The sequence below is a fragment of the Streptomyces zingiberis genome, assembly GCF_012034935.1.
Classification (GTDB): domain Bacteria; phylum Actinomycetota; class Actinomycetes; order Streptomycetales; family Streptomycetaceae; genus Streptomyces; species Streptomyces zingiberis.
The window spans coordinates 128,585-149,793 of the sequence record NZ_JAATEN010000001.1 but is presented as its reverse complement, the minus strand read 5'-3'; the positions used below and the strand labels follow the sequence as shown (position 1 = coordinate 149,793).

General features: G+C 72.0%; 23 protein-coding genes, 1 tRNA gene and 2 pseudogenes. 16 read left to right on the top strand and 10 right to left on the bottom strand.

Translation table 11 applies throughout. The features are described from left to right. Position 1: 1 nt before the first annotated feature. The 7 genes from HCK00_RS00665 (at position 2) to HCK00_RS00635 (ending at position 6,924) form a co-directional block, all read left to right on the top strand. Positions 2-553 carry a TetR/AcrR family transcriptional regulator gene (locus HCK00_RS00665; RefSeq protein ID WP_168099995.1) on the top strand — a complete coding sequence of 184 codons (552 nt, stop codon included), beginning with the start codon at positions 2-4 and terminating at the stop codon, positions 551-553. Between the two features lie 548 nt (positions 554-1,101). Next, positions 1,102-2,469, top strand: a complete 1,368-nt coding sequence (gene mgtE, locus HCK00_RS00660; protein ID WP_168099733.1) for a magnesium transporter — start codon at positions 1,102-1,104, stop codon at positions 2,467-2,469. A 136-nt stretch (positions 2,470-2,605) separates the two neighbouring features. Beyond that, positions 2,606-3,166: an RNA polymerase sigma factor gene (locus HCK00_RS00655; RefSeq protein WP_168099732.1), complete on the top strand. Its 561-nt coding sequence runs from the start codon at positions 2,606-2,608 to the stop codon at positions 3,164-3,166. Next, positions 3,163-3,981, top strand: a complete 819-nt coding sequence (locus HCK00_RS00650) for a cupin domain-containing protein (RefSeq protein ID WP_168099731.1) — start codon at positions 3,163-3,165, stop codon at positions 3,979-3,981. The genes HCK00_RS00655 and HCK00_RS00650 overlap by 4 nt, the downstream gene beginning before the upstream one ends. 20 nt (positions 3,982-4,001) lie before the next feature. After that, complete coding sequence (locus HCK00_RS00645) at positions 4,002-4,811, top strand: ABC transporter ATP-binding protein (protein ID WP_206319744.1); 810 nt, start codon at positions 4,002-4,004, stop codon at positions 4,809-4,811. Beyond that, positions 4,808-6,205 carry a hypothetical protein gene (locus HCK00_RS00640; protein ID WP_168099729.1) on the top strand — a complete coding sequence of 466 codons (1,398 nt, stop codon included), beginning with the start codon at positions 4,808-4,810 and terminating at the stop codon, positions 6,203-6,205. The genes HCK00_RS00645 and HCK00_RS00640 overlap by 4 nt, the downstream gene beginning before the upstream one ends. A gap of 98 nt (positions 6,206-6,303) precedes the next feature. Then, positions 6,304-6,924, top strand: coding sequence for a hypothetical protein (locus HCK00_RS00635; RefSeq protein WP_168099994.1), 621 nt, complete (start codon positions 6,304-6,306; stop codon positions 6,922-6,924). 168 nt (positions 6,925-7,092) lie between these two features. Here HCK00_RS00635 and HCK00_RS00630 read toward each other — a convergent pair whose 3' ends face one another. Continuing rightward, positions 7,093-7,335, bottom strand: a complete 243-nt coding sequence (locus HCK00_RS00630) for a hypothetical protein (RefSeq protein ID WP_168099728.1) — start codon at positions 7,333-7,335, stop codon at positions 7,093-7,095. A gap of 422 nt (positions 7,336-7,757) precedes the next feature. Between HCK00_RS00630 and HCK00_RS00620 the strand changes: the two genes are divergently transcribed. Continuing rightward, positions 7,758-8,018 carry a hypothetical protein gene (locus HCK00_RS00620; protein WP_168099632.1) on the top strand — a complete coding sequence of 87 codons (261 nt, stop codon included), beginning with the start codon at positions 7,758-7,760 and terminating at the stop codon, positions 8,016-8,018. 39 nt (positions 8,019-8,057) lie between these two features. Here the strand turns inward: HCK00_RS00620 and HCK00_RS00615 are convergent, their stop codons facing one another. Beyond that, positions 8,058-8,780: a DJ-1/PfpI family protein gene (locus HCK00_RS00615; protein WP_168099727.1), complete on the bottom strand. Its 723-nt coding sequence runs from the start codon at positions 8,778-8,780 to the stop codon at positions 8,058-8,060. Positions 8,781-8,868: 88 nt separating this feature from the next. On the opposite strand from HCK00_RS00615, the gene HCK00_RS00610 reads away from it, so the two are divergent. Then, complete coding sequence (locus HCK00_RS00610; protein WP_168099726.1) at positions 8,869-9,822, top strand: GlxA family transcriptional regulator; 954 nt, start codon at positions 8,869-8,871, stop codon at positions 9,820-9,822. Between the two features lie 196 nt (positions 9,823-10,018). Here HCK00_RS00610 and HCK00_RS00605 read toward each other — a convergent pair whose 3' ends face one another. Beyond that, a complete protein-coding gene (locus HCK00_RS00605; RefSeq protein ID WP_168099725.1) occupies positions 10,019-10,441 on the bottom strand; it encodes a DUF302 domain-containing protein in 423 nt (140 codons plus the stop codon). Between the two features lie 161 nt (positions 10,442-10,602). On the opposite strand from HCK00_RS00605, the gene HCK00_RS00600 reads away from it, so the two are divergent. Genes HCK00_RS00600 through HCK00_RS00590 form a run of 3 tightly spaced genes read left to right on the top strand, consistent with a single transcriptional unit; the run spans position 10,603 to position 13,132 of the window. Beyond that, entirely contained in the window at positions 10,603-11,967 is a 1,365-nt protein-coding gene (locus HCK00_RS00600; RefSeq protein ID WP_168099724.1) for an MBL fold metallo-hydrolase, read from the top strand. Positions 11,968-12,026: 59 nt separating this feature from the next. Further along, positions 12,027-12,392, top strand: a complete 366-nt coding sequence (locus HCK00_RS00595) for a rhodanese-like domain-containing protein (RefSeq protein WP_168099723.1) — start codon at positions 12,027-12,029, stop codon at positions 12,390-12,392. Next, the gene (locus tag HCK00_RS00590; RefSeq protein WP_168099722.1) at positions 12,389-13,132 is read left to right on the top strand and encodes a sulfite exporter TauE/SafE family protein; all 744 of its coding nucleotides are present in this window, start codon (positions 12,389-12,391) and stop codon (positions 13,130-13,132) included. Before HCK00_RS00595 ends, HCK00_RS00590 begins: the two co-directional genes overlap by 4 nt. Positions 13,133-13,176: 44 nt before the next feature. Here HCK00_RS00590 and HCK00_RS00585 read toward each other — a convergent pair whose 3' ends face one another. Next, positions 13,177-13,464, bottom strand: coding sequence for a metal-sensitive transcriptional regulator (locus HCK00_RS00585; RefSeq protein WP_168099721.1), 288 nt, complete (start codon positions 13,462-13,464; stop codon positions 13,177-13,179). Positions 13,465-13,546: 82 nt separating this feature from the next. Between HCK00_RS00585 and HCK00_RS00580 the strand changes: the two genes are divergently transcribed. Further along, on the top strand, positions 13,547-14,122 hold the full coding sequence (locus HCK00_RS00580; protein ID WP_168099720.1) for a rhodanese-like domain-containing protein: 576 nt from the start codon (positions 13,547-13,549) through the stop codon (positions 14,120-14,122). 101 nt (positions 14,123-14,223) lie between these two features. On the opposite strand, the gene HCK00_RS00575 is transcribed toward HCK00_RS00580, so the two are convergent. Then, positions 14,224-14,487 carry a transposase gene (locus HCK00_RS00575; protein WP_168099719.1) on the bottom strand — a complete coding sequence of 88 codons (264 nt, stop codon included), beginning with the start codon at positions 14,485-14,487 and terminating at the stop codon, positions 14,224-14,226. A gap of 277 nt (positions 14,488-14,764) precedes the next feature. Here HCK00_RS00575 and HCK00_RS00570 point away from each other — a divergent pair, with 277 nt between their 5' ends. Further along, on the top strand, positions 14,765-16,153 hold the full coding sequence (locus tag HCK00_RS00570; protein ID WP_277348146.1) for a flavin monoamine oxidase family protein: 1,389 nt from the start codon (positions 14,765-14,767) through the stop codon (positions 16,151-16,153). Positions 16,154-16,355: 202 nt separating this feature from the next. On the opposite strand, the gene HCK00_RS00565 is transcribed toward HCK00_RS00570, so the two are convergent. The 3 genes and pseudogenes from HCK00_RS00565 to HCK00_RS00555 form a co-directional block, all read right to left on the bottom strand. Beyond that, positions 16,356-16,565 (bottom strand): DUF397 domain-containing protein, encoded by a 210-nt coding sequence (locus tag HCK00_RS00565; protein WP_168099718.1) that lies wholly within the window; start codon positions 16,563-16,565, stop codon positions 16,356-16,358. 120 nt (positions 16,566-16,685) lie between these two features. After that, positions 16,686-16,895, bottom strand: a complete 210-nt coding sequence (locus HCK00_RS27150) for a DUF397 domain-containing protein (protein WP_240965136.1) — start codon at positions 16,893-16,895, stop codon at positions 16,686-16,688. A gap of 91 nt (positions 16,896-16,986) precedes the next feature. After that, positions 16,987-17,693 (bottom strand): annotated as a pseudogene (locus tag HCK00_RS00555) (helix-turn-helix domain-containing protein); the annotation flags it as partial. 235 nt (positions 17,694-17,928) lie between these two features. Between HCK00_RS00555 and HCK00_RS27145 the strand changes: the two are divergent. Further along, positions 17,929-18,374, top strand: a pseudogene (locus tag HCK00_RS27145) (ATP-binding protein); the annotation flags it as partial. 466 nt (positions 18,375-18,840) lie between these two features. On the opposite strand, the gene HCK00_RS00545 reads toward HCK00_RS27145, so the two are convergent. After that, on the bottom strand, positions 18,841-19,428 hold the full coding sequence (locus HCK00_RS00545) for a TetR/AcrR family transcriptional regulator (protein WP_168099715.1): 588 nt from the start codon (positions 19,426-19,428) through the stop codon (positions 18,841-18,843). 113 nt (positions 19,429-19,541) lie between these two features. On the opposite strand from HCK00_RS00545, the gene HCK00_RS00540 reads away from it, so the two are divergent. Further along, positions 19,542-20,558, top strand: coding sequence for an aldo/keto reductase (locus tag HCK00_RS00540; RefSeq protein ID WP_168099714.1), 1,017 nt, complete (start codon positions 19,542-19,544; stop codon positions 20,556-20,558). 554 nt (positions 20,559-21,112) lie between these two features. Here HCK00_RS00540 and HCK00_RS00535 read toward each other — a convergent pair. Continuing rightward, positions 21,113-21,186 (bottom strand) — tRNA-Pro (locus HCK00_RS00535). Positions 21,187-21,209 lie beyond the last annotated feature (23 nt).

Sequence of the window (21,209 nt, the reverse complement as noted above, 5' to 3'; positions counted from 1 at the left end):
CGTGGTCGCGGCAGGGGCCGCCCTCGCCGACGAACGGGGCCTCGCCGGCCTGACGATGGGCGCGCTGGCCGAGCGGGTGGGCGTGCGCACCCCGTCCCTGTACAAGCACGTGTCCGGCCAGGACGACCTCAACCGGCGGATAGCGGCCCTCGCGCTGAACGAGGCCGCCGACGCCGTCGGCCACGCGGTCCAGGGGATCGCCGGCCGCGACGCCCTGGCGGCCGCGGCGCGCGCGTTCCGGGCCTTCGTCCTGGCTCACCCCGGCCGGTACGCGGCGACCATCGGCGTGGAACCGTCCGGTCCGGAGGATCCCCTGGCCGTCGCGGCGGAGCGGCTGCTCGGCGGATTCATGGCGGCGCTGCGCGGCTACGCGATCGCCGGGCCCGACGTGGACCACGCCCTCCGCGTGCTGCGCAGCCTCTGCCACGGCTTCGCCACGCTGGAGGGGGGCAACGGCTTCCGGTGGAACACCGACGTCGAGGAGAGCTTCGAGTGGCTGATCACCTTCGCCGACCGGGGGCTGCGCGCGCTGGGAGGGACGCCACCGGAGTGAGGGACGGGCGCGGCGGGACGGCGGACGCCGGGGTGGCGGGGCGGCAGGGTGCCGGGGCTTCAGCGGGCGGCGGTGCCCGCGGCCCGCTGTGATCGCTCCGGTGTGTGTCCTGGTCCGGACGGGGTAGCCGCCCCCGTGGACCGAACGGGCCGGAGGTGGCCGGTGACACCGGGCGCCGCACGAGCCGGGCGCCGGCCCTCGTTGGACGAGCCGCGACGGTGGCCCGCGCCGGGGAACGCTCGCCGTGGCGGGCAGCGGCCGGAACCGCCCCCGGGTGGCCGGTCGCGGCGGGACCGCGCGGAGCGCCGGTGCCGGCGGCCGGGTGCCGTGCGGCGAGGCCGAGGTGGAGCGGGAAGCGAGCCGGGAACGCCGGCGGCGGAAGGGCGGGAGGTGGTGCCGTGATGCGCGGTGAACCTCCCAGTCGGTACGGCGCGTAGCGCGAGCCCGCCGCCGCACGGGAGCGGCGGCGGCGCCCGGGGCGCGCGCCGGTCACGTCCGGCCCCGACCCCGGCCCCCGACCCGACGACACGTGTGGTGAGGATCTCGTCATGCCGAAGACCCTTCTCCCTGCCGAGCCCGGCACCGGGCCCGCCGAGTCCCTGCGGGAGATCATCGAGAACCAGGGGCTGGAAGCCGCCCAGGAACGCCTGAAGTCGTACCCCCCGCATGTGATCGCGGACGAGCTGGCGCGGATGGACGCCGTCGACGCCGGGGTGGCCTTCCGGCTGCTGCCCAAGGACCGGGCGCTGGCGGTGTTCGAGGAGCTGGAGCCGGTCGACCAGCAGCAGATCCTGGAGGGGCTGCGAGACCGTTCCTTCCTGGACCTCGTCGAGGGCATGGACCCCGACGACCGCGCCAGGATGCTCAAGGAGGCCCCGGCCACGATCGTGCGCCGGGTGCTGGAGGGGCTGAGCCCGAACGAACGGCGGATGACCTCCGCGCTGCTCGGCTATCCGGAGGGCTCCGTCGGCCGCTCCATGACCCCTGAACTGGTGGCCCTTCCGCAGGACGTGACGGTCCGGCAGGCGCTGCGGACCGTACGGGCGGAAGGGGCGGACGCCGAGACGGTGTACACGCTGCCCGTGGTGGACTCCGGGCGCAGGCTGACCGGCGTCGTCGAACTGCGCGAGCTGGTGCTCAACCCGCTGGACACGCCGGTGTCGGAGCTGGTCGTCACCGAGCCGGCCTCCGCGTACGCCACCGACTCCGCGGAGTCCGCCGCCCGGCTGATGCGGGAGACCAACGACATCAACCTGCCGGTCATCGACAGCGAGAACCGGCTCGTCGGGCTGTTCACCATCGACGACGCGGTCGAGGTCATCGAGGCGGCGGACACGGAGGACGTCGCCCGCCAGTCCGGTTCCGCGCCGTGGGCCGGGCACTACATGGCCACCACCGTGTGGCAGCTCGCCCGCTACCGGGCGCTGTGGCTGAGCCTGCTGCTGGTCGCGGCGACCCTCACCGTCGGGGTGACCCAGGCGTTCGAGGCCACCCTCGAGCAGGCCGCGTCCCTCGCGCTCTTCATCCCGATGCTCATCGGGGCTGGTGGCAACGCCGGCGCCCAGGCCGCCACCGCCTGCGTCCGCGCGCTGGCGGTCGGGGAGGTGCGCGGCTCGGACCTGCTGAAGGTGATCTGGCGCGAATTCCGGGTGGGCCTGGTGCTGGGCTCGATGCTCGCCGTGCTCGGCCTGGTGGTGGGCACGGTCTTCGTCAGCGCGAAGGTCGCCCTGGTGGTGGGCATCACGCTGGTGCTCATCTGCGGCTGGGCGGCGACCATCGGCGGCACCATGCCCCTGCTGGCCAGGCGGCTGCGGATCGACCCGGCGGTCGTCTCCGCCCCCATGGTCACCACCCTCGTGGACGCCACGGGTCTGATCCTCTACTTCGTCACGGCGAAAGCGGTCCTGGGGATCTGACCCGCGCACCTCCCGCTCCCCGGCGCGGGTGGGGCGTCCGGTGGCGCCGCGCCCGGCCGGGTCCCGGCTCCCGGCCTGTGTGGCGCAGGTCACATCTCGCGGAAAACCCCGGTCCCGCCCCCGGCGTCTAGCGGGTGTGAGATCAGTCAGAACAGCGCTGTACGAGCTGGACGAGGAACGCCTCGTCCGGCTCGTCGCCAAGGGCGACCGTGCCGCGTTCGAGGAGCTGTACCGGCGCACGGCGCCGTGGCTGGCGGTGCGGCTGCGCCGCCGGTGCGCGGACGAGCAGATCGTCGCCGAGGTCATGCAGGAGAGCTACCTGGCGGTGTGGCGCGCGGCGGGTGCCTTCGCCGGGTCCGCGGTCGGCGGGACGGCCACCGGCTGGCTGTGGACGATCGCGGCGCGCCGCCTCGTCGACGCGTTCCGGCGCCGGGCCCACCACGCCACGCCCCCACCGGCCGCCGCGCTGCCCGGCGCGGCGCCCGCCGCCGAGGAGGAGGCGCTCGCGGCGACCGTCGGCGGTGACGTCGGGGACGCGCTGCGCCGCCTCGCGCCGGAGCTGAGACAGGTACTTCAGGCCATGGTGCTCGACGGGATGACCGTCCGGGAGACCGCCATGCTGCTCGGGCTGCCCGAGGGCACGGTCAAGACCCGTGCCCGCCGGGCCAGGATCGCGATGCGGAGGACGCTGGCGTGACGGTGGAACACGCGTCGGAACGGATCATCGAGGGGTACGCGCGCGGCGGCGCCGGCCTCCCGATCGACGAGATGTGGGCCGTGGAGGCCCACCTGGAGGCGTGCCGGGAGTGCCGCGACCGGCTGTCGGCCGCCGTCCGGGACTCGGTGCCCGAGGTGGTGGCCCTGGTCGAGACGGTGTGGACCGACCTCGAACCCCAGGTGGCGATCGCTGCGGTGATGCCGCACCGCCGGCGCCGGACGGCCCGGCTGTCGAAGTGGCTGACGCCCGCGATGGTGCCGTGGCTGGCCATGGTCGTGGCGGTGACGCTGGCGGCCCTGCTGCTCGACCTGGTCGACGCGGGCTCCCGGCAGGCGTCGCTCGTGCTGCTGTGCGCGCCCGTGCTGCCGGTGCTCGGCGTCGCCGCCTCCTGGTCGCGCGGCCTGGACCCGGCGTACGAACTGACGGCCTCGGTGCCCCGGGCCGGGCTCCCCCTGGTGCTGCGGCGCACCGCGTCGGTGCTCGCCGCGGTCGTTCCCGCGCTGCTGGTGGGCGGCTGGGCGACGGGGGTGATGGTCGCCCAGTGGCTGGTGCCCTGCCTGGCCTTCACGGTGGCGACGCTGGCGCTCGGCGGTGCCGTCGGCGTGACCCGGGCGGCGCTCTGGCTGGCCGCCGTGTGGGCCGCCGTGATCGTGGCGCCGACGGTGGCGACCAGCCGGACGGCCGCAGCCCTGGAGACGGGCGGCCTGCCCGTGTGGGGCCTGATCCTCGCCCTCGCCATCGGTGTCGTGATCGCCCGCAGGGGCGCGTACTCCGAGCTGGGAGCCCATCGGTGAACACAGGAAAGGAATCAGCCATGACCTCCGCGGTGAACGCGGCCGACCTCGCCCCGAGGACGTACGCCTGGGAGATCCGGGCGTCCGGCCTGAAGGTCCGGGTCGGCAGGAAGCGCATGGCCGTCGACGGGCTCGACCTGTCGCTGGGCACCGGCGTCCACGGTCTTCTCGGGCCCAACGGGGCCGGCAAGACCACCCTCATCCGCACCCTGGCCACGGTGCTCCGCCCCACCGAGGGCAGCCTGGAGCTGTTCGGGGAGCCCGTGCGCGGCAGCGGTGAACTCCGTGCCCTGCGCCGCCGGATCGGCTACCTGCCCCAGGAGTTCGGCTACTACAAGCGCTTCACCGTGCGCGAGTTCGTCGAGTACATGGCGTGGCTGAAGGAGGTCCCCAAGGCGGACGTCCCCGCGGCGGTGCAGCGCGCCGTGGAGCGGGTGGGGCTGGCGGACCGGGCCGACGAGCGGATGAAGGCCCTCTCCGGCGGCATGGTCCGGCGGGTCGGCATCGCGCAGGCCATCGTCAACGACCCGTCGGTCCTCCTGCTGGACGAGCCGACGGTCGGCCTCGACCCGGCGCAGCGGCTGCGCTTCCGCGAGCTGCTGCAGGACGTGGGCCAGGACACCTGCGTGGTCGTCTCGACCCACCTGGTGGAGGACGTGGCCGCGGCCTGCACCGACGTGGTGCTCGTCACCGAGGGGCGCCTGGTCTTCCAGGGCACCCCGGACGACCTGGCCGCCGCGGGCGGTCCCGAGCATGTGGGCGACAGCCCCCTGGAGCGCGGCTACTCGGCGCTGTTGCAGGGCACCGGTCAGGGAAAGGGATCCTGGTGAACCTCCGTGTTCTGCGCACCGAGCTGAGGCGCTCCGTCGCCCTGCCGGCCGGCGCCGTGGTCCTGACGGCGGCTCTGGCGTTCCTGTACTTGATCAACGGTGGGTGGTGGGAGGGCACCACGGCCTGGACGGCCCAGTGGACGCCCATGGCGCTGTGGCTCCGCGGCCTGCTGTTCTACCTGTGGCCGCTGGTCGTGGGGCTCGGGGCGCTGCAAGGGCTGCGCGACCACCGGTCGCGCATCCCCGAGTTGCTGACGAGCACGTCCCGGCCGGCATGGCACCGCGCGGCCACGACGGCGGGCGCGTCGGTGATCACGCTCGCCTCGGCCTCCGCGCTCCTCGTCCTCGTGGGCGCGGTCCATGTGCTCTCGGGGAGCGCGTACCCACACCTGGGATGGCTGCCCATCGCGGTGGTGGGGGCGCTCTCCCTGGTCGCGGGGGCCGTGCTGGGCATGGGGGCCGGGCGGGCCCTGCCGTCACCGCTGACCCCACCCGCGCTGGCCATGACGGCCTTCGTCTTCACGGCCCTCATGCACATGTCGCTGGGCCGGACGGAGACGACCACGGCATCCGGCTTCCCGGCCTCGGAGCCCAACGGGATCTCGCTCCTGTCACCGGCCGTGGAAGAGGTGCGCCACGTACTCGTCACGCTCTCGGGCGCCGTACACGCAGGGCAGACGATCTGGTTCCTCGGGCTGGCCGCCACCGGTTTCGCCCTGCTGATCGCCGAGACCCCCCGCGCCCGGCTGATCGCCCTGACGCCTCTCCTGGCGGGCGCCGTGACGGCCCTGCTCGTCCTCCCCTCGGACCCGCGCCAGATCTACGTCGTCGACCGGGCCGCCGCGGAACTGGTGTGCGACGGCCCGGTGTGCGTGACGAAGACGCACGAGGCCCGGCTCGCGGAGCTCGTGGGCCCCGGCAAGAAGGCGCTGAGCCTGCTGCGGGACGCCCTCGGCGACCGTGCACCGGACTCGGTCCGGGAGAAGAGCACCGTGCCGCCGGGCGGCGCCACGCCCCAGTGGTCGCGCGAGACCGTGCTCTTCACCTTCGACGACGGCGTCATCGCCTCCTCCGCCGATGGCGTGGAGCTGACCCGGGCCCTGATCGCCCAGAGCATGGCGCCGGGGTGCGTGCCCGCGGGCTGGAGCAGCACGGGAGGCACCGACATCGCGGCGGCCGTCGCCGTGGCCTGGGTCGTCGGGGAGGTCAAGCCGCTCCCCGGCTCCTCGGGTGACCTGCGCGGCTACGGCGGCCCCGGGGTCGACGACGTCTGGAAGGAGCTCACGGCGCTGCCCCGGGCCGAACAGCTCTCCCGGATCAGTGCCATGCGCGCCGCCGCGCTCACCTGCGAAGGAGACCCGCTCGACGTGCTGACCGGGGGTGAGTCCCGGTGAGCGGACTCCTGACGGGAGGGCTCCCGGGGGATGCGCCCCCGGGGGCAGGCGGCCCGGTGAAAGGCCCCGTGAAAGGCCCGATGATGAGGCGGGTTCCGGTGCGCCGGCTGACGCTGTACGCCCGTTCGCGGCAGGTGCCCGCATCCCTCGCCACGGTCGTGATCGGCGCGGTGCTGGTGTGGGCGCTGACCCGGGGCGGGGACGAGGGGCCCGGCGATCCGCGGCTGCACGTGCTCGTCCTGGGCGCGGGGGCGGTGGCGGCCTCGATCGGGCTCAGCGGCCAGGATCTCGCGCTGGACCGGACCGCCGCGATCCGCTGGGTCCCCCGCAGGACGGCGCACGTGCTGTTCGCCGCCGCGGTCACCGGCGCGGTGCCACTCGCTGTACCGGCCGTGGGCGGAGCGGTGACCGGCGCGGCGGACGGGGGTGCGGACGGGGCCGTGCTCACCGCGGAGTTCGTCGAGTTCGTCATCCGGGACAGTGCCGGCCTGATGGGGCTGGCCGCCCTGGGCGCGGCGCTCTCCGGCGGCCACTACGCGTGGACGCTGCCGTTCGGCTGGCTGGCGTTCTCGTTCGTCGCCCCACCGCCGACGAGCACGCCGGCCGAGGTGGGCGCCTGGATGATGCTGCCCCCCGGCACACCGGCGGCCACCTGGACGGCCATTGCCCTCACCGTCGCCGGGACCACGGCCTACGCGGTGGCGGGACCGCGGCGGTAGCCGGGGTACGCCCGTGAGCCCGGGTACGCCCGTGAGCCGGGGTGCGTGGACCGGACGGGCCAGTTCGCGTGTCCCGGCCGCTTCCTCCCGTCCACGACCGTGGCGATCACGGCGGCGGCAGGGGCCGGGATCGCTCCCGGCCCCTGCCGCGTCGGCGCACGGTGACGATCAGCCCGGCGAGCCCGAGCGGGGGCGGCGCAGGGCGATGAGGGCTCGCCATCCCAGGAGTGCGGCGAGAGCGAAGGCCGCGACGAACTGAACGACAGTGGCCGCTCCATCGTCGGCGCCGCCCATGGCGACCGCCCAGACCAGGAACGCCAGGATGGCAAGGGAAACGCCGAGCATCACCCAGGCGCGGGTGCGGGACTGCGGCACAGGGCGACCGGCGAACCGCTGCGGGTTGTCGTTCAAGGTTCTTCACATCCTCGGGTCGGTATCGCGTTGATCATCTGCCCCCAAGGGCCCGGCGCAGTCCTTCCAGTTGTTCCGGGGTGTCTCAATTCCTGTGCCTGGTGGCGTAGTTGACGGGTGCGGCAGCGCCTGAACGCGGAGCTCCCGCCGATTGTGGACGAGGACATCGATGCCCCCCTCCGTCCCCGCCTCAACCGGCGGCGAGGAAATCGTGTCCGGAGCGGCAGTCCCGGCAGAGCCCGGGGCGCGGGGCGCGGAAGGCCCGCTCGCAGTCGTCGCAGGTCTGGAACGGCTGGACGACCACACGACCCACGGCATGCGCCGGTGACGGTGGGTCCGGGGCCGGCGCCGGCCGGGGCGTCTCACGGAGACGGAAGCCGAGGATGCCGGCCGGACGGGCAGGGAAACGGTCGGGAAGCCCCGTGGTCGGCAACTCGGTGAGCCGGAAGCCGGTGGCGGAGCCTCAGCCGGCGGCTCGGAGCCGTTCGTGGAGTGCGTCAACGCCGGCCGTGTGCGCGTACCGCGCGAAAACCGGCTCCGCCGAGGCCGACGGCCAGGCCACACCCAACGGCTGGTTCACCGCCTCCCGTGGCGGCGTGGCCGCCGCCGGCCTGGTCCTTCACGGCGGCCACGGCGGCGATTCGGCGGGGCCGATCGTGGCGGCGGTGCTCAAGGCGCCGTGACGGCCGGCCGCGGAGCGCGAGACAGGGAACACCGGGCCATCAGGGGGACACGCTCCGGGCCCCGTCGGCCGTAGCGAGGCGGGCGAGCAGCTCCGGATGGTCTGCCAGGCCCTTCTCGGCCGCCGACCTGATCGCGGACTCCATGAACGCGCGGTCCACGCGATCCCAGTCGATCGGGCCGAGCGGCGGCTGCGGGTCGTACTCGATGGCGGCCTGGATCATCCGGGCGGCATCCTCGCCCACCAGTTCGGTGACCAGGTGCAGGGCCATGTCGATGCCCGCCGCCACTCCGGCGGCCGTGAGCACGCGCCCGTCCGCGACCCAGCGCCGGGACACGGGTGTCGCGCCGAAGGCGCGCAGGATCGGCATGGCAGCCCAGTGGGTGACCGCCTCACGGCCCTCGAGCAGACCGGCGGCCCCGAGGATCAGCGAGCCGGTGCAGACCGAGGCCACTACCTCGGCGTCGCGGGCCGCCTGCCGGACGTAGCCGGTCAGCTGTTCGTCCGCGAGGGCGGCGAAGGTCGGGGCACCGCCGCCCGGGACGATCAGGCCGTACGGCGCGGGCACCTGCTCGAAGGTGTGGGAGGCGGTTACGGACACCGGGCTGTCCGTCGGCAGCGGCTGGCGGGCCGCTGCCACCGTGACGGCCTCGAAGCCGAGTCCGAGTCCCTGCAAGCTGCTGATGACCTGGAGCGGCCCGACGAAGTCGAGGGTGGTCAGGCCGGGGTAGAGCACGAACGCGATGGTCCTGGTCGTTGTCATGCCACCAGCTTTGCCGGGGTGAACGGCCGTCGCGCGGAGCGTGTCTGGAATCCTGTGATCCCTGTCTTCCGGACGCCAGGAGTCGCTGATGCGCCGTGTGGTCGTGATCGGTTACCCGGACACCGAGCTGCTCGACATCTCTTGCCCGACAGGCGTGTTCGACACGGCCACGCGCTGGGGCGCGGAACCCGGATACCGGGTCGAGCTGGTCTCGCTCGGTGGCCTGCCGGTGCGGACGAGCTGCGGCCTCACCCTCGCCGCCGACGCCCTGGAGCGGGTCGGCGGCCGGTTGGACAGCGTGGTGGTGGCGGGCGGGCCGGGGCATCAGACCGCTGCCGAGGACGCCCGGCTGCTCCTCCACCTGCGCCGGCTGGCCGGGCTCAGCCGCCGGGTGGTCTCGGTGTGTACGGGCGCCACCCTGCTGGCCGCGGCCGGCCTGCTGGACCGGCGCCGGGCGACCACGCACTGGACGTGGGCGGCGGAGCTGGCCGCCCGGTACCCGGCCGTCACCGTGGACCCCGCGTCGCTGTTCGTCTCCGACGGCAATGTCCATACCTCGGCGGGCGTCACCAGCGCGATCGACCTCACGCTCGCCCTGGTGGAGCAGGACCACGGCCCGGCGCCGGCCCGCGAGGTGGCCCGGTTGCTGGTCGCGTACCTGCAGCGGCCGGGCAACCAGGCGCAGGTGAGCATGCACGTGGCGGCGCCGCCGCCCGACCACCGGCTGGTCCGGGAGGTCTGCGAACACATCACCGCCCACCCGGGCGCCGACCTCGGCGCTGCCACGCTGGCGCGATTCGCCGGGGTGAGCCCGCGTCACCTCACCCGGCTGTTCGCCGCGGAACTCGGCACCACGCCCGCCCGGCACGTGCGCGCCGTGCGCGCCGAAGCCGCCGCCCAGCTGCTGGCCGCCACCAGCCTGCCGCTCACCGCCATCGCCCGCCAGTGCGGACTGCGAACCACCGAGACGCTGCGGCAGGCCTTCGCCGATCTGTTCGCGACCACGCCGTCGGCGTACCGGCGGGCGGCCCGGCACGGCTGAAGCTGTTGCGCCTGGGCACGGGGCGCGGGGCGCGGGGTGGCGTCGGCGGCCCCGATGTGGGGATTCACCGGCTCACGAACGAGGTGCGCGGCGCCCGGGGCCCCGGCCGGCGTAGCCGGCCCCCGTTGTCGCACGGCCGGCACCGCCTCACCCTGCGGGCCGCCCCGGCCCGGGCGCGGCCCGGGCCGGGAGCCGATCAGTGCTCCGTCTGTGCGTGGTTCTCCGTGTCGGTCCCCTTCAGGGAGGCGAGGGCGGCGTCCAGGCGGAGGGTGGCTTCCCGGGCCACGGGCGCCATCGCATCGAGTCCGGTCAGCGTGACCATGGTGCCGGGATCGACGGCCTGCACGACCACCTGGTCGCCGTCGGCGCGCACGACGACGTTGCACGGCAGCAGCAGACCGATCGAGCGGTCGGTTTCCAGGGCCTGGTGTGCGAGGGGTGGGTTACAGGCGCCGAGGATCAGGTAGGGCTCCATGTCATGCCCGAGCTTCGCCTTCAGCGTGGCCTGCACGTCGATCTCCGTCAGGACCCCGAACCCCTGCTCGGCCAGTGCGTCACGGACCTCGCTCTGAACCTGCTCGAACGACCCCTTCACGCTCACGGTGCGGTCGTAGCCCATTGCCTGCCTCCTCGTTTGCGGGAGCGGTCGGCCGGAGAAACGGCCGGTCCGCAGTACGGATGACTGCTGCCACCTGAGTCGAAATATACCCCCGGGGGTAAGAGTGTTACGGTGAATACACATACCCCGGGGGGTAATTTCCGTGCGGAAGGAGCATCACGGTGTTTTTCGTTGACGTGATCGAGCTGGAGGGTCTGGGCAATCGCAGCTATCTCGCAGGCGGTCCGGCGGCTGCTGTGGCCGTCGATCCGCCCCGGGACATCGATCAGGTGCTGGCAGCGGCCGCCCGGCGCGGGGTGCGTATCTCGCACGTGGTGGAGACCCACATTCACAACGACTACGTCACCGGCGGACTGGAGCTGGCCCGAATCACGGGCGCCGTCTACCTGGTGCCCGCCGGTGCGCACGTCTCCTTCGCCCGCACTCCCGTGCACGACGGGGACGCGGTCGACATCGACAGCACCGCCGACCTGGACCTGGCGGCGATTGCGACTCCCGGACACACTCCGCACCACACCGCGTACGTGCTGCGGGAGGCGGGCCGGCCGGTGGCCGTGTTCACCGGTGGGTCCCTGCTGATCGGTACGGTCGGTCGTCCCGATCTCGTCGAGCCCCGTCTGACCGAGGAGCTGGCGCGCGCCCAGTACGCCTCGGCGCACCGCCTGGCTGAAGCGCTGCCCGACGAGACGGCCGTCCTGCCCACCCACGGGTTCGGCAGCTTCTGTTCCTCCGCGCAGGCCGACGGCGACAGCACGACGATCGGCAAGGAGAAGACGGCGAACGCGGCCCTGACGGTGGATGTGGATACATTTGTCGCCGACCTGCTCGCCGGCCTGGAGGACGTGCCCGCCTATTACGCGCACATGGGACCGGCCAACGCGGGCGGGCCCGATCCGGTCGACATGACTCCGCCCGCGGTCGCCGATCCGCAGGAGATCGCCACCCGGCTAGCGGCCGGGGAGTGGGTCGTGGACCTGCGTAGCCGGATCGCCTTCGCCGAGGGGCATGTCGCGGGCTCGTTCAACTTTGAACTGGACGGCAAGCTCGCGACGTATCTGGCCTGGATGATTCCGTGGGGCAAGCCCGTCACCCTGCTCGCCGAGAGCGCCGAGCAGCTGGCGGCGGCCCAACGGGAGCTGGTCCGCGTCGGCATTGACCGGCCCGCCTCCGCCGCGACCGGTGGCCCGGCGCAATGGCTGCGCGAAGGGGAGCGTCCTGCCTCGTTCGCTCGCGCCACCTTTGCCGAGCTGGCAGGTCAGGACATGGACGAGGTCGTGGTGCTGGACGTGCGCCGTGATTCCGAGCGCGCCGAAGGCTGGATAGCCGGCTCGGTTCACATCCCGATCCACCAGGTGCACCGCCGCATCGGTGAGGTACCGGACGGGACGGTGTGGGTGCACTGCGCGGGCGGAATGCGCGCGGGCATCGCCGCCTCCGTGTTGGATGCCGCCGGTCGGCGGGTGGTGGCTGTGGACGAGGGCTTCGACGCTGCCGGGAAGGCCGGGCTGACCGTCCTGACAGGCTGACCCGGCACCAGGCCGGCGCTCCTGCACGGGGCGCCGACGAAAGATGAGGCGAGTATCTGATGTTCCTCTTCCGCAAGAGCCAGAAGCGGGTGTCCGTCGACGAGGCGCAGGCCATCACCGAAGGTGATCAATCCGATGCCGTTCTGCTGGACGTGCGAGAGGGAAACGAGTGGAAGTCCGGGCATGCCCCCGACGCCGTGCACGCCCCGCTGACCGGCCTGGTCGCGGGTAGGGCACTGCCCGCGACCGCGCAGGGTCGGGCGCTGGTGGTGATCTGTCGTAGCGGGCACCGCTCGCAGCAGGCCGCGAAGCTCCTGGCCGAACGGGGCGCGGACGCGGTGGACGTGGAGGGCGGCATGAACGCGTGGGCCGCCGCCGGGTATCCGGTCGTCGACGAGCGCGGGAACAGCGGCGCGATAGCGTGAGCACTCTCGCCCTCGCGCTCATCGCAGGGGCCGTCATCGGTCTGGCCCTCGGCGCCCTGGGCGGTGGCGGCAGCCTCCTCGCGGTCCCCGCCCTGATCTACCTGCTCGGCTTCTCCCCGGCCTCGGCCACCACCGCCAGCTTGATCATTGTCACCGCGACCTCTGCCACCGCCCTGTACGCCCATGCCCGCGACGGCAACGTCGCATGGAAGGCCGGCGCGCCGTTCGCGCTCGCGGGCATCGTCCCCGCCTTCCTCGCCGGAGCCGCCGCCGGGCACTTGCCCTCCGCCGTACTCACCACAGCGTTCGCAGCCATCGCCGCCCTGGCTGCCCTGCGCATGCTGCGCCCAACCGCATCGGCGCCGCCTGAGCGGATACGTCCGGCCAAAGCGGCCGCCACGGGAGCCGGGCTCGGTGCCGTCACCGGGTTCCTCGGCGTCGGCGGGGGGTTCCTCGCCGTCCCCGCCCTGGTCAGCGTTCTCGGGCTGCGGATGAAGCAGGCAGTGGGCACCAGTCTGCTGGTCATCACCGTCAACACCCTGGCCGCCCTCACCGCCAGAACAGGAGCTGGAGGAGACGTGCGCTGGGAAGTGATCGCCCCTTTCACCGGAGCGGCGATCCTCGGCGCCTGGGACGGAAAGCGCCTGTCCACCAAGATCAGCGGGCAGGGCCTCCAGCGCATCTTCGCCTACGTTCTGTTGGCGGTGGCGCTCTGGATGCTCATAGACGTCGTCATCTGAGCCGAGTGGTGAGCATCACCACCGCCGCGCTCCAGCCGGCCTCATCAGGCCAGGGACAGGAACAGCTTCTCCAGTCGGGCGCGCATCTCATCCCGGTCCTCGCCGGAGCGACTGCCGTCCTCCATCGCGGTGAGGCACTGCTGGAGCCCGGTGGCGATGATCGCGAAGCCTGCCCGGTCCAGAGCCCGGGACGCAGCCGCCAGCTGCGTCACGACCTCCTCGCAGTCCCGCCCCTCCTCGATCATCCGGATCACCCCGGAGATCTGTCCCTGCGCACGGCGCAATCGGTTCAGAACCGCTTTCAGCTCTGCACCCGCCAGATCTAGCTCCATCATCACTCCTCATGACATACCCCCACGGGTAAATGTACCCCCCGTGTGGGAGCCCTGCCGACAGCAAAGGATGACACCCGTCATGACCACGCCCACCGCCCTTGATACCGGTGAAGCCCGCACCCGCCTGCACGAACTGACCGTCATCGACGTCCGCACCCCCGGCGAATACGCTGCAGGTCACCTGCCCGGAGCCCTGAACATCCCCCTGGACCGCATCCAGAGCGCCCTGCCCGACATCCGCGACGCGGCACACCGCCACGACGTACTGGTCGTCTGCGCATCCGGTGCCCGCTCCGAGAACGCCTGCAAGATCCTCGCTGAGAACAACATCACCACCACGACCCTCTCCGGCGGCACCGGAGCCTGGGCTGACAGCGGCAATGAACTCCACCGTCCGCAGGGTTCGGCCCGCACCGTGTGGGGCATGGAGCGCCAGGTCCGTCTCACTGCGGGTGCCCTCGTCCTGCTCGGCCTTGTACTCGGTGCTCTCCTCCACCCGGCCTTCCAGATCCTGTCGGCCGGCATCGCTGGTGGACTGGTCTTCTCCGCGCTCACCCACACCTGCGGCATGGCCGCGATCCTCGCGAAGCTCCCGTACAACCGTCCCCGTGCCCTCGACCTCGACCGCACGCTGGCGGAGCTGCGCAGCCGCTGATCTGCAGCGCCACAAGGGCGGGGGCCCGGCTGACCGGGCCCCCGCCCTTGCACCTGCCGCTTGGTACCACACGTCAGCTCTGCGCGGAGGGCTCTCGCTCCTCAACGTCCCCGCCCCCGATTCCGGACGGGCCGCAGCAGCACGTACGGCGCCGCCACCATGACCCCGGCCGCGAGAACCAGCAGGACGAGCCGGTCGACCTCGCACGGGCCCATGTTGGTGCTCTTGACGAAGGTCGTGATGACGTAGCGGCCGAACGGGTCGTCCAGCTTCGGCTCGTTGCCGGATGCCGGGCCGAAGCGGCGCCACCACTCCACCCAGTACGCGGTCCTCGACAGAATCCCGACCGGCGTGGGCTCCGGCATCCTCGCCTTGATCTCCTGCTCCAGCCGCTTTGCCGAGGGCGTGAGCCCGTCGGCGCGGTGCCGCTTCAGTGACGGGATGCCCGTCGAGCCCCTCTTGCCGAGGGCCCCAGGACGATGGTCAGCATCACCACCAACGACGCTGAGCCGAACGAGTGACGGGCCAGACGTTCAGGGTTTCAAGATCAACCCATTGCCCCTTCGACGCGTATCCGGGTCACACCCCTTTGCCGTGATTCTTGTGGAGGCAGATCACAGATCACAGATCGGTGGACCACTCATGACCATGCGCCGTCGACGCTTCCTCCAGAGCGCGAGCCTTGGCGTCGCGCTCACCTCTCCCGCCGCGTGTCGGGTCGGCCGGACCGGTACGGGCTCCACGTCCTCCTCGTCCGGCCGCGACAAGGTGATCGTCGTCGGTGCCGGGATCAGTGGCCTGGCCGCGGCCCGTCACCTCGCCGGCCGCGGGGTGGATGTGGTGGTCCTCGAGGCGCGCAACCGGATCGGCGGACGCATCTGGACCAGCGAGAAGTGGGCCGGCACGCCGCTCGACCTCGGTGCCTCCTGGATCCACGGCATCGACAACAACCCGATCGCCGCACTGGCCGCGAAGGCCGAGGCGCGGACGGTCGTGACCGATCCGGAGAGTTCCACCGACTACCTTCCCGACGGCAACGAGGTCGACGACGCCCAGGCCGAGGCGCTCGGGGACTGGCAGACGAAGACGGAGGACGCGCTCGCCGCATACCAGAACAAGGCAGACAAGGACGCTTCGGTACGCGGAATCGTGGAAGGCGCCCTGAACTGGTCCTCGCTGTCCGGCACCGACAAGACCCTGGTCTCGTTCGGGCTCAACGAGTACGAGCAGGAGTACTCGGGCAGCGTGAACCAGATGTCTGCCTGGTACTTCGACAGTGACGCCGACATCAAGGGCAAGGACGTGCTGTTCCCCGGCGGCTACCACCAGATCACCGATCTGCTCGCACGAGGGTTGTCCATCCGCACCGGGCACGTGGTGAAGCGCATCGACCGGGACTCCGGCGGCGTGACCGTCACCACCGGCAAGGACACCTTCGACGCCGGCCACGTGGTGGTGACGCTGCCGCTCGGCGTGTTGCAGAGCGGCAGCGTCACCTTCAGCCCCGGCCTGCCCAAGGCCAAGCGCACCGCCATCGCCACGCTCGGCATGGGCGTGCTCAACAAGTGCTATCTGCGCTTCCCCACAGTGTTCTGGCCCGACACCGACTGGATGACGTACATCCCGGAGTTGGAGAGGTTCGGCCAGTGGGAGCAGTGGATCAACATCACCCGCCCTACCGGCAAGCCGGTGCTGCTCGGTTTCAACGCCGCCGACTTCGGCCGCACGATCGAAGGCTGGAGCGACGCCCGGATCGTGGACAGCGCCATGGGAACGCTCAAGACGATCTTCGGCAGCGACATCCCGGCGCCCGTCGACCACCAGATCACCCGCTGGGCGTCCGATCCGTACGCGCGAGGCTCGTACTCGTACAACAAGATCGGCTCCACGCCAGCCATGCGCGACCATCTCGCCGCGAGCGTCGGCAAGCGTGTGCACTTCGCCGGCGAGGCGACGCATCGCGCGTCCTACCAGACCGTCCACGGCGCCTATCTGTCGGGAATCCGCGCCGCGAAGGAGATCGTGGACTGACAGTGCCGGCCCCTGAGCGGCGCTCACGCCCTCTGCGACCACCGCCCGCCCGGCGACCGCACCGAAACCGTCCCGGCCAGGGCCCGGACGGTCTCCCGGCTCGGAGGAGAAACACCGGGCCGGACACCACAACGTCGGCGTGACGGTCCAGCGCGGCGAGTCGATCAAGGAGCACCCAACCCACCGACGTTGAACGTCAAGCTCAGGCGCGGTGCGGTCCGGCCTTTACCTCGGCTATGAATGCGGCCCAGGAGTCGGGTGTGAAGATGAGTGCGGGGCCGTGGGGGATCTTGCTGTCACGGACGGGCGCGGCGCCGGGGAATCCGTCGGCCACCTCCACGCAGTTGCCGCCCGCCTGATTGCTGTAGCTGCTCTTGCGCCAGGCGGCGTCGTTCAGATCGGGACGGGACATTGGCTCCACGGTGGTGGTCCTCCATCACGGATCGGATCATGCCGAGCGACATGAGCGGGGGCAGGGCTGCCGCCCGCGGCGACCGAGAATGCGGGTCCAGGAGACGGCCGGCCGACCGGCTCAGAGGCGGTGCGGTCCGGCCTTCATCTCGGCTATGAATGCGGCCCAGGAGTCGGGTGTGAAGATGAGTGCGGGGCCGTGGGGGATCTTGCTGTCACGGACGGGCGCGGCGCCGGGGAATCCGTCGGCCACCTCCACGCAGTCGCCGCCCGCCTGATTGCTGTAGCTGCTCTTGCGCCAGGCGGCGCCGTTCAGATCGGGACGGGACATCGGCTCCACGGTGGCGGTCCTCCATCACGGATCGGATCATGCCGAGCGACATGAGCGGGGGCAGGGCTGCCGCCCGCAGCCGATCGTAAATCACGCTGTACCGGTCGACCTCGGTCGTTTCCTCGATGAGTTGGCCGTAATCCGCGCCCTCGGTGTAGGCCACCTCCGAGCCGTCCGGATGGGTCAGGACCGTCAGCGATCCACCCATCGCCGCGTGCCCGCCCTGCTCGAACGGCAGTACCTGCACGGTGATGTGGCGCTGCTCCGCTGCCTCGATCAGCCGTTCCAACTGCTCCCGCATCACGGCGCTGCCGCCGATGGACGTCTCAATACCGCCTCGTCCAGAATCGCCCACAGATCCGGTCGCTCCGGCAGATCCAGCCGGCGCTGCCGTCCCATGCGCGCCGCGACCCGTTCCTCCAGCTGCTCCTCGCTGTCGAGCAGCGGATCCAGACTGAGCACCGCCCGCGCGTAGCGCTCGGTCTGCAACAGCCCCGGCACCACATGGGCCGCGTACTGCCGGATGGCCACCGCCCGCTCCGCGTACGCCATGAACTTCCGCGACCAGTCGGGGAACGCCTCCCGGTAGACATACGGCCACAGGTCCACCAGCAGGTGGTCCGCGCCGAGGGCGGCGTCGAGGGCCCGGGCCAGTGCCGGCGTCGGTTTCGCGCCGGAGGCTCGCTCGATCTGCGTGATCCGGGAGCTGACCACGTGGGTCCGCGCGCCGAGTTCGGCCTGGGTCAGCCCGGCCGCCGTACGGAGCCGCCGCACCCGCGCGCCGAACAGGGCCGCCATCGACGCGCTGGGGTCAATTTCCTTGGCCATGGCGCTACTCCCGTTCCTTACGTGCGGAAGGATATGGATGAATCACCTTCCTGAGCCTAGATCCGGCGGGCCATGCTTGGGCACCGAACGTGACGATCCGCGTACACCGTGAGACGTCTCAAGAACCGACAGGCAAGGACGGACCGCTGTGCCCACAGGAGCAACCGCGTCAGGCGAAGAATCCCGGAGGAGTACCGGAACCCCGGTGGCCGCCCCCGCACCGCCCGGCGGCGAGACCGGCGGACCCCCGCCGCCCGTAACGCGGTTCTCCGCGCGCTTCGCCTCGTCGCCCCGGGGCGCGCGGCTCGCCCGGCGCCTCCCGTGCGGCGCATGGCGGAGTGGGGACACCCGCCGTCGACGGACGTGTCATGCGCGGTCGCCCTCGTCGTCGGCGAACTCGCCGCGAACGCCGTGCGGCACGGCCGCGTCCCGGGGCGCGACTTCCGCCTCCAGCTCCGCCTGGACGAGGCGGCAGGGCTGGTCCGGATCGAGGTCACCGACGCGGCCGGCGCGAGACGCCTCCCCGCCACACCACCCCCGCCCGGCCCGGACGGCGAGTCGGGCCGCGGCCTGCTCCTGGTGGACTCCCTGGCCGCACGCCGGGGCTCCGAGCCCCGTCACCCGACGGGCAAGACGGTCTGGGCGGAGGTGCCGACGGCCCGGACGTCCTCGAATGCTCCCGGGCCGGCCGGTCCCTCCCCTCTTCCGATCTCCCACCGCACCGATGGAGACCCGATGGACGCGAACACCTGGACCTCGATCGACAAGCTCCGGCAGTGGCTGGACGACCAGGCCGGCCCGTCGGCCCGGCAGGACCGGAGGCTGCTGCGGGTGCTGAAGATCGGAGAGGAGTTCGGAGAGGTCGCCGAGGCCGTGCACGGCGCTCTCGGCGCGAATCCGAGGAAGGGCGCGAGCCACTCGTGGGGGGACGTGGAGAAGGAGTTGTGCGACGTCATCGTGACGAGCATGGTCGCCCTCGCGTCGATCACGCCGGAGGGAGAGAAGGCGCTGGACGACCGCCTTCGGCACCTGGTCGCACGCGCCGGGCTGTGACGATGCGCGACCGGGGTGACGGTGGTACACACCCCGGTTCGCCCGAAGCACCGGGGCCGGGCCGTCACCGCTCCCGGGTGAGCAGGCCGTCGGCGAACACGGCCACCATCCGCTGCGGTTGGTATGCGGGGCGTTCGACCGGCACGGGCATGCACAGGTGGGCGATCGCGTGGAGCACGTCGTGGGCGCCGACGTCCTCGCGGGCCACTCCCGCGGCCACGGCGGCGTCGAGCAGCGCGGCAAGGGCGGGGCCGACCTTCTCCAGGAAGTAGCCGGGAAGCTCCTTGTAGGCGGGGTCGCCCGAGTGCAGAGCCGGGGCGAGGCCCCGCTTGGTCTCCAGGAAGACCGCGTACCGCCGCAGCCACTCGGTGAGGGCGTCCGCCGGCTCGCGCTCGGCGGAGAGCTGGGGTCCCAGGTCGGCAATGCCGTCGATCCCGGTCTCCACAACCGCCTTGACCAGGTCGGAGCGGAGTGGGAAGTGCCGGTAGAGCGTGCCCACGCCGACGCCGGCGAGGTCCGCGATCTCCTTGGCGGGCGCGTCCACGCCGGTGGTGTCGAAGACCAGGCGCGCGGCGTCGACGAGAGCGTGCAGGTTGCGCTGCGCGTCGACCCGGCGGCGGCGCCCCCCTCCGGACGGGGATGTATCAGGCATGGTGACTCCGATTGTTATCCGGAAAGGCTTTCCGTATCCTGGTTCCGGAAGAGCTTTCCGCTTGCTCCGAGTCTACGGTGCCGATCGGCACCCCGATCGCAACCGGAGGATCCATGCAGTACCGCGCCCTTGGCCGCACCGGAATCAGGGTCAGTCCGTACGCGCTCGGGACGTTGATGTACGCCACCCGCATGGGCAACGAGCCCGGGGAGTCGGCGCGCATCATCCACAGGGCTCTGGACGCCGGCATCAACTTCCTCGACACCGCCGACGCGTACGGCGACTCGGAGGAGGTGGTCGGCAGGGCCCTCAAGGGGCGCCGCGACCAGGTCGTCCTGGCGACGAAGTTCGGCCTGCCCGCCGGCGAGTTCCCCAATCAGCGGGGCACCTCGCGTCGCTGGATCATGCAGGCCGTCGAGAACTCGCTGCGCAGGCTTCAGACGGACCACATCGACGTCTACCAGGTGCATCGCCTGGACCCCTCCACGGACACCGAGGTGACCCTGTCGGCGCTCACCGACCTCATCCGCAGCGGCAAGGTTCGCGCCATCGGTTCGTCCACCACCCCCGCCTCCGAGATCGTCGAGGCCCAGTGGGTGGCGGAGCGCCGGAACCTGGAGCGCTTCCACACCGAGCAGCCGCCCTACTCCCTGCTCAACCGTGGCGCCGAGCGTGAGGTCCTGCCCGTTGCCCAGCGCCACGGTATGGGCGTCATGGTCTGGGGTCCCCTCGCCCAGGGGATGCTCACCGGCCGCGTACGCAGGAACCGGCCGAACCCCCTCAGCCGCGGAGGCTTCTTCAGTCATCTCAACGACGAACGCCGCGTCGACACCGTCGAGCAGCTCATCACCCTCGCGGAGGAGGCGGGCCTGCCGCTGACCCACCTCGCCATGGCGTTCGCCATCACCCATCCAGGCGTCACCAGCGCCTTGGCGGGCGCTCGCACGATGGCTCACCTCGACGATCTCATCGCGGGCTTCGACGTGCGGCTGAGCGACGACCTCCTCGACAGGATCGACCACATCGTCCCACCTGGCACCGACGTAGGCGTCCTCGACCAGGACTACCAGCCACCCGCTCTGCAGGACCCCACCCTGCGCCGCCGCCCCCCGGCCGCACGCGCCGTCTGACGGTCAAGGTCCGCCGCCCGTGCGGAGGTGCGTCCGTGGCGCCGACGTGGCCTTTGTCGGCCAGGGTGGGCAGGCGGTCGGCCGCCGACTTGCACGCTGCCGGAAGTGTGTGGATGCGGGCGGCGGTGATGTCGGGTGTGGAGCCAGGGTCGGTGTCGGAGACCCACAGCGAGGTGCTTGTCGGGGGCGGCGGGGATATCAATGTCTTGGTGGATAGCGGTAGCCGGCGGCCTGTGAGGTGCCGGCATCGCGGGCCGGGCAATGCACGCAGCCGCGTTCGCGGAACCAGCGCAGCGCTTGGGGCGTCGGCCGGGCGACTGTGACTTCAGGCTTCTCGATCCACCGGAGGAAGTCGGCCGGGGGCAGGAGTCGGCCGCTTGAACTGAAGGTGAGTCGATTGCGCTCGGAGGTGTCGGGCTTCTGAGGGGCGTCACCAGCGCTCCCGGGGAGCCGGATTTCGAAGTCGGCTCCCCAATGGCTCCCAGAATGGCCCCCGGAACCACTCAGGGGCCTGACCCGCTAGCGGATCAGGCCCCTGACCTGGTACTTCTCTGTCGGGGTGGCGGGATTTGAACCCACGACCTCTTCGTCCCGAACGAAGCGCGCTGCCAAGCTGCGCCACACCCCGAAGCAACGAGCTCTACTTTAGCG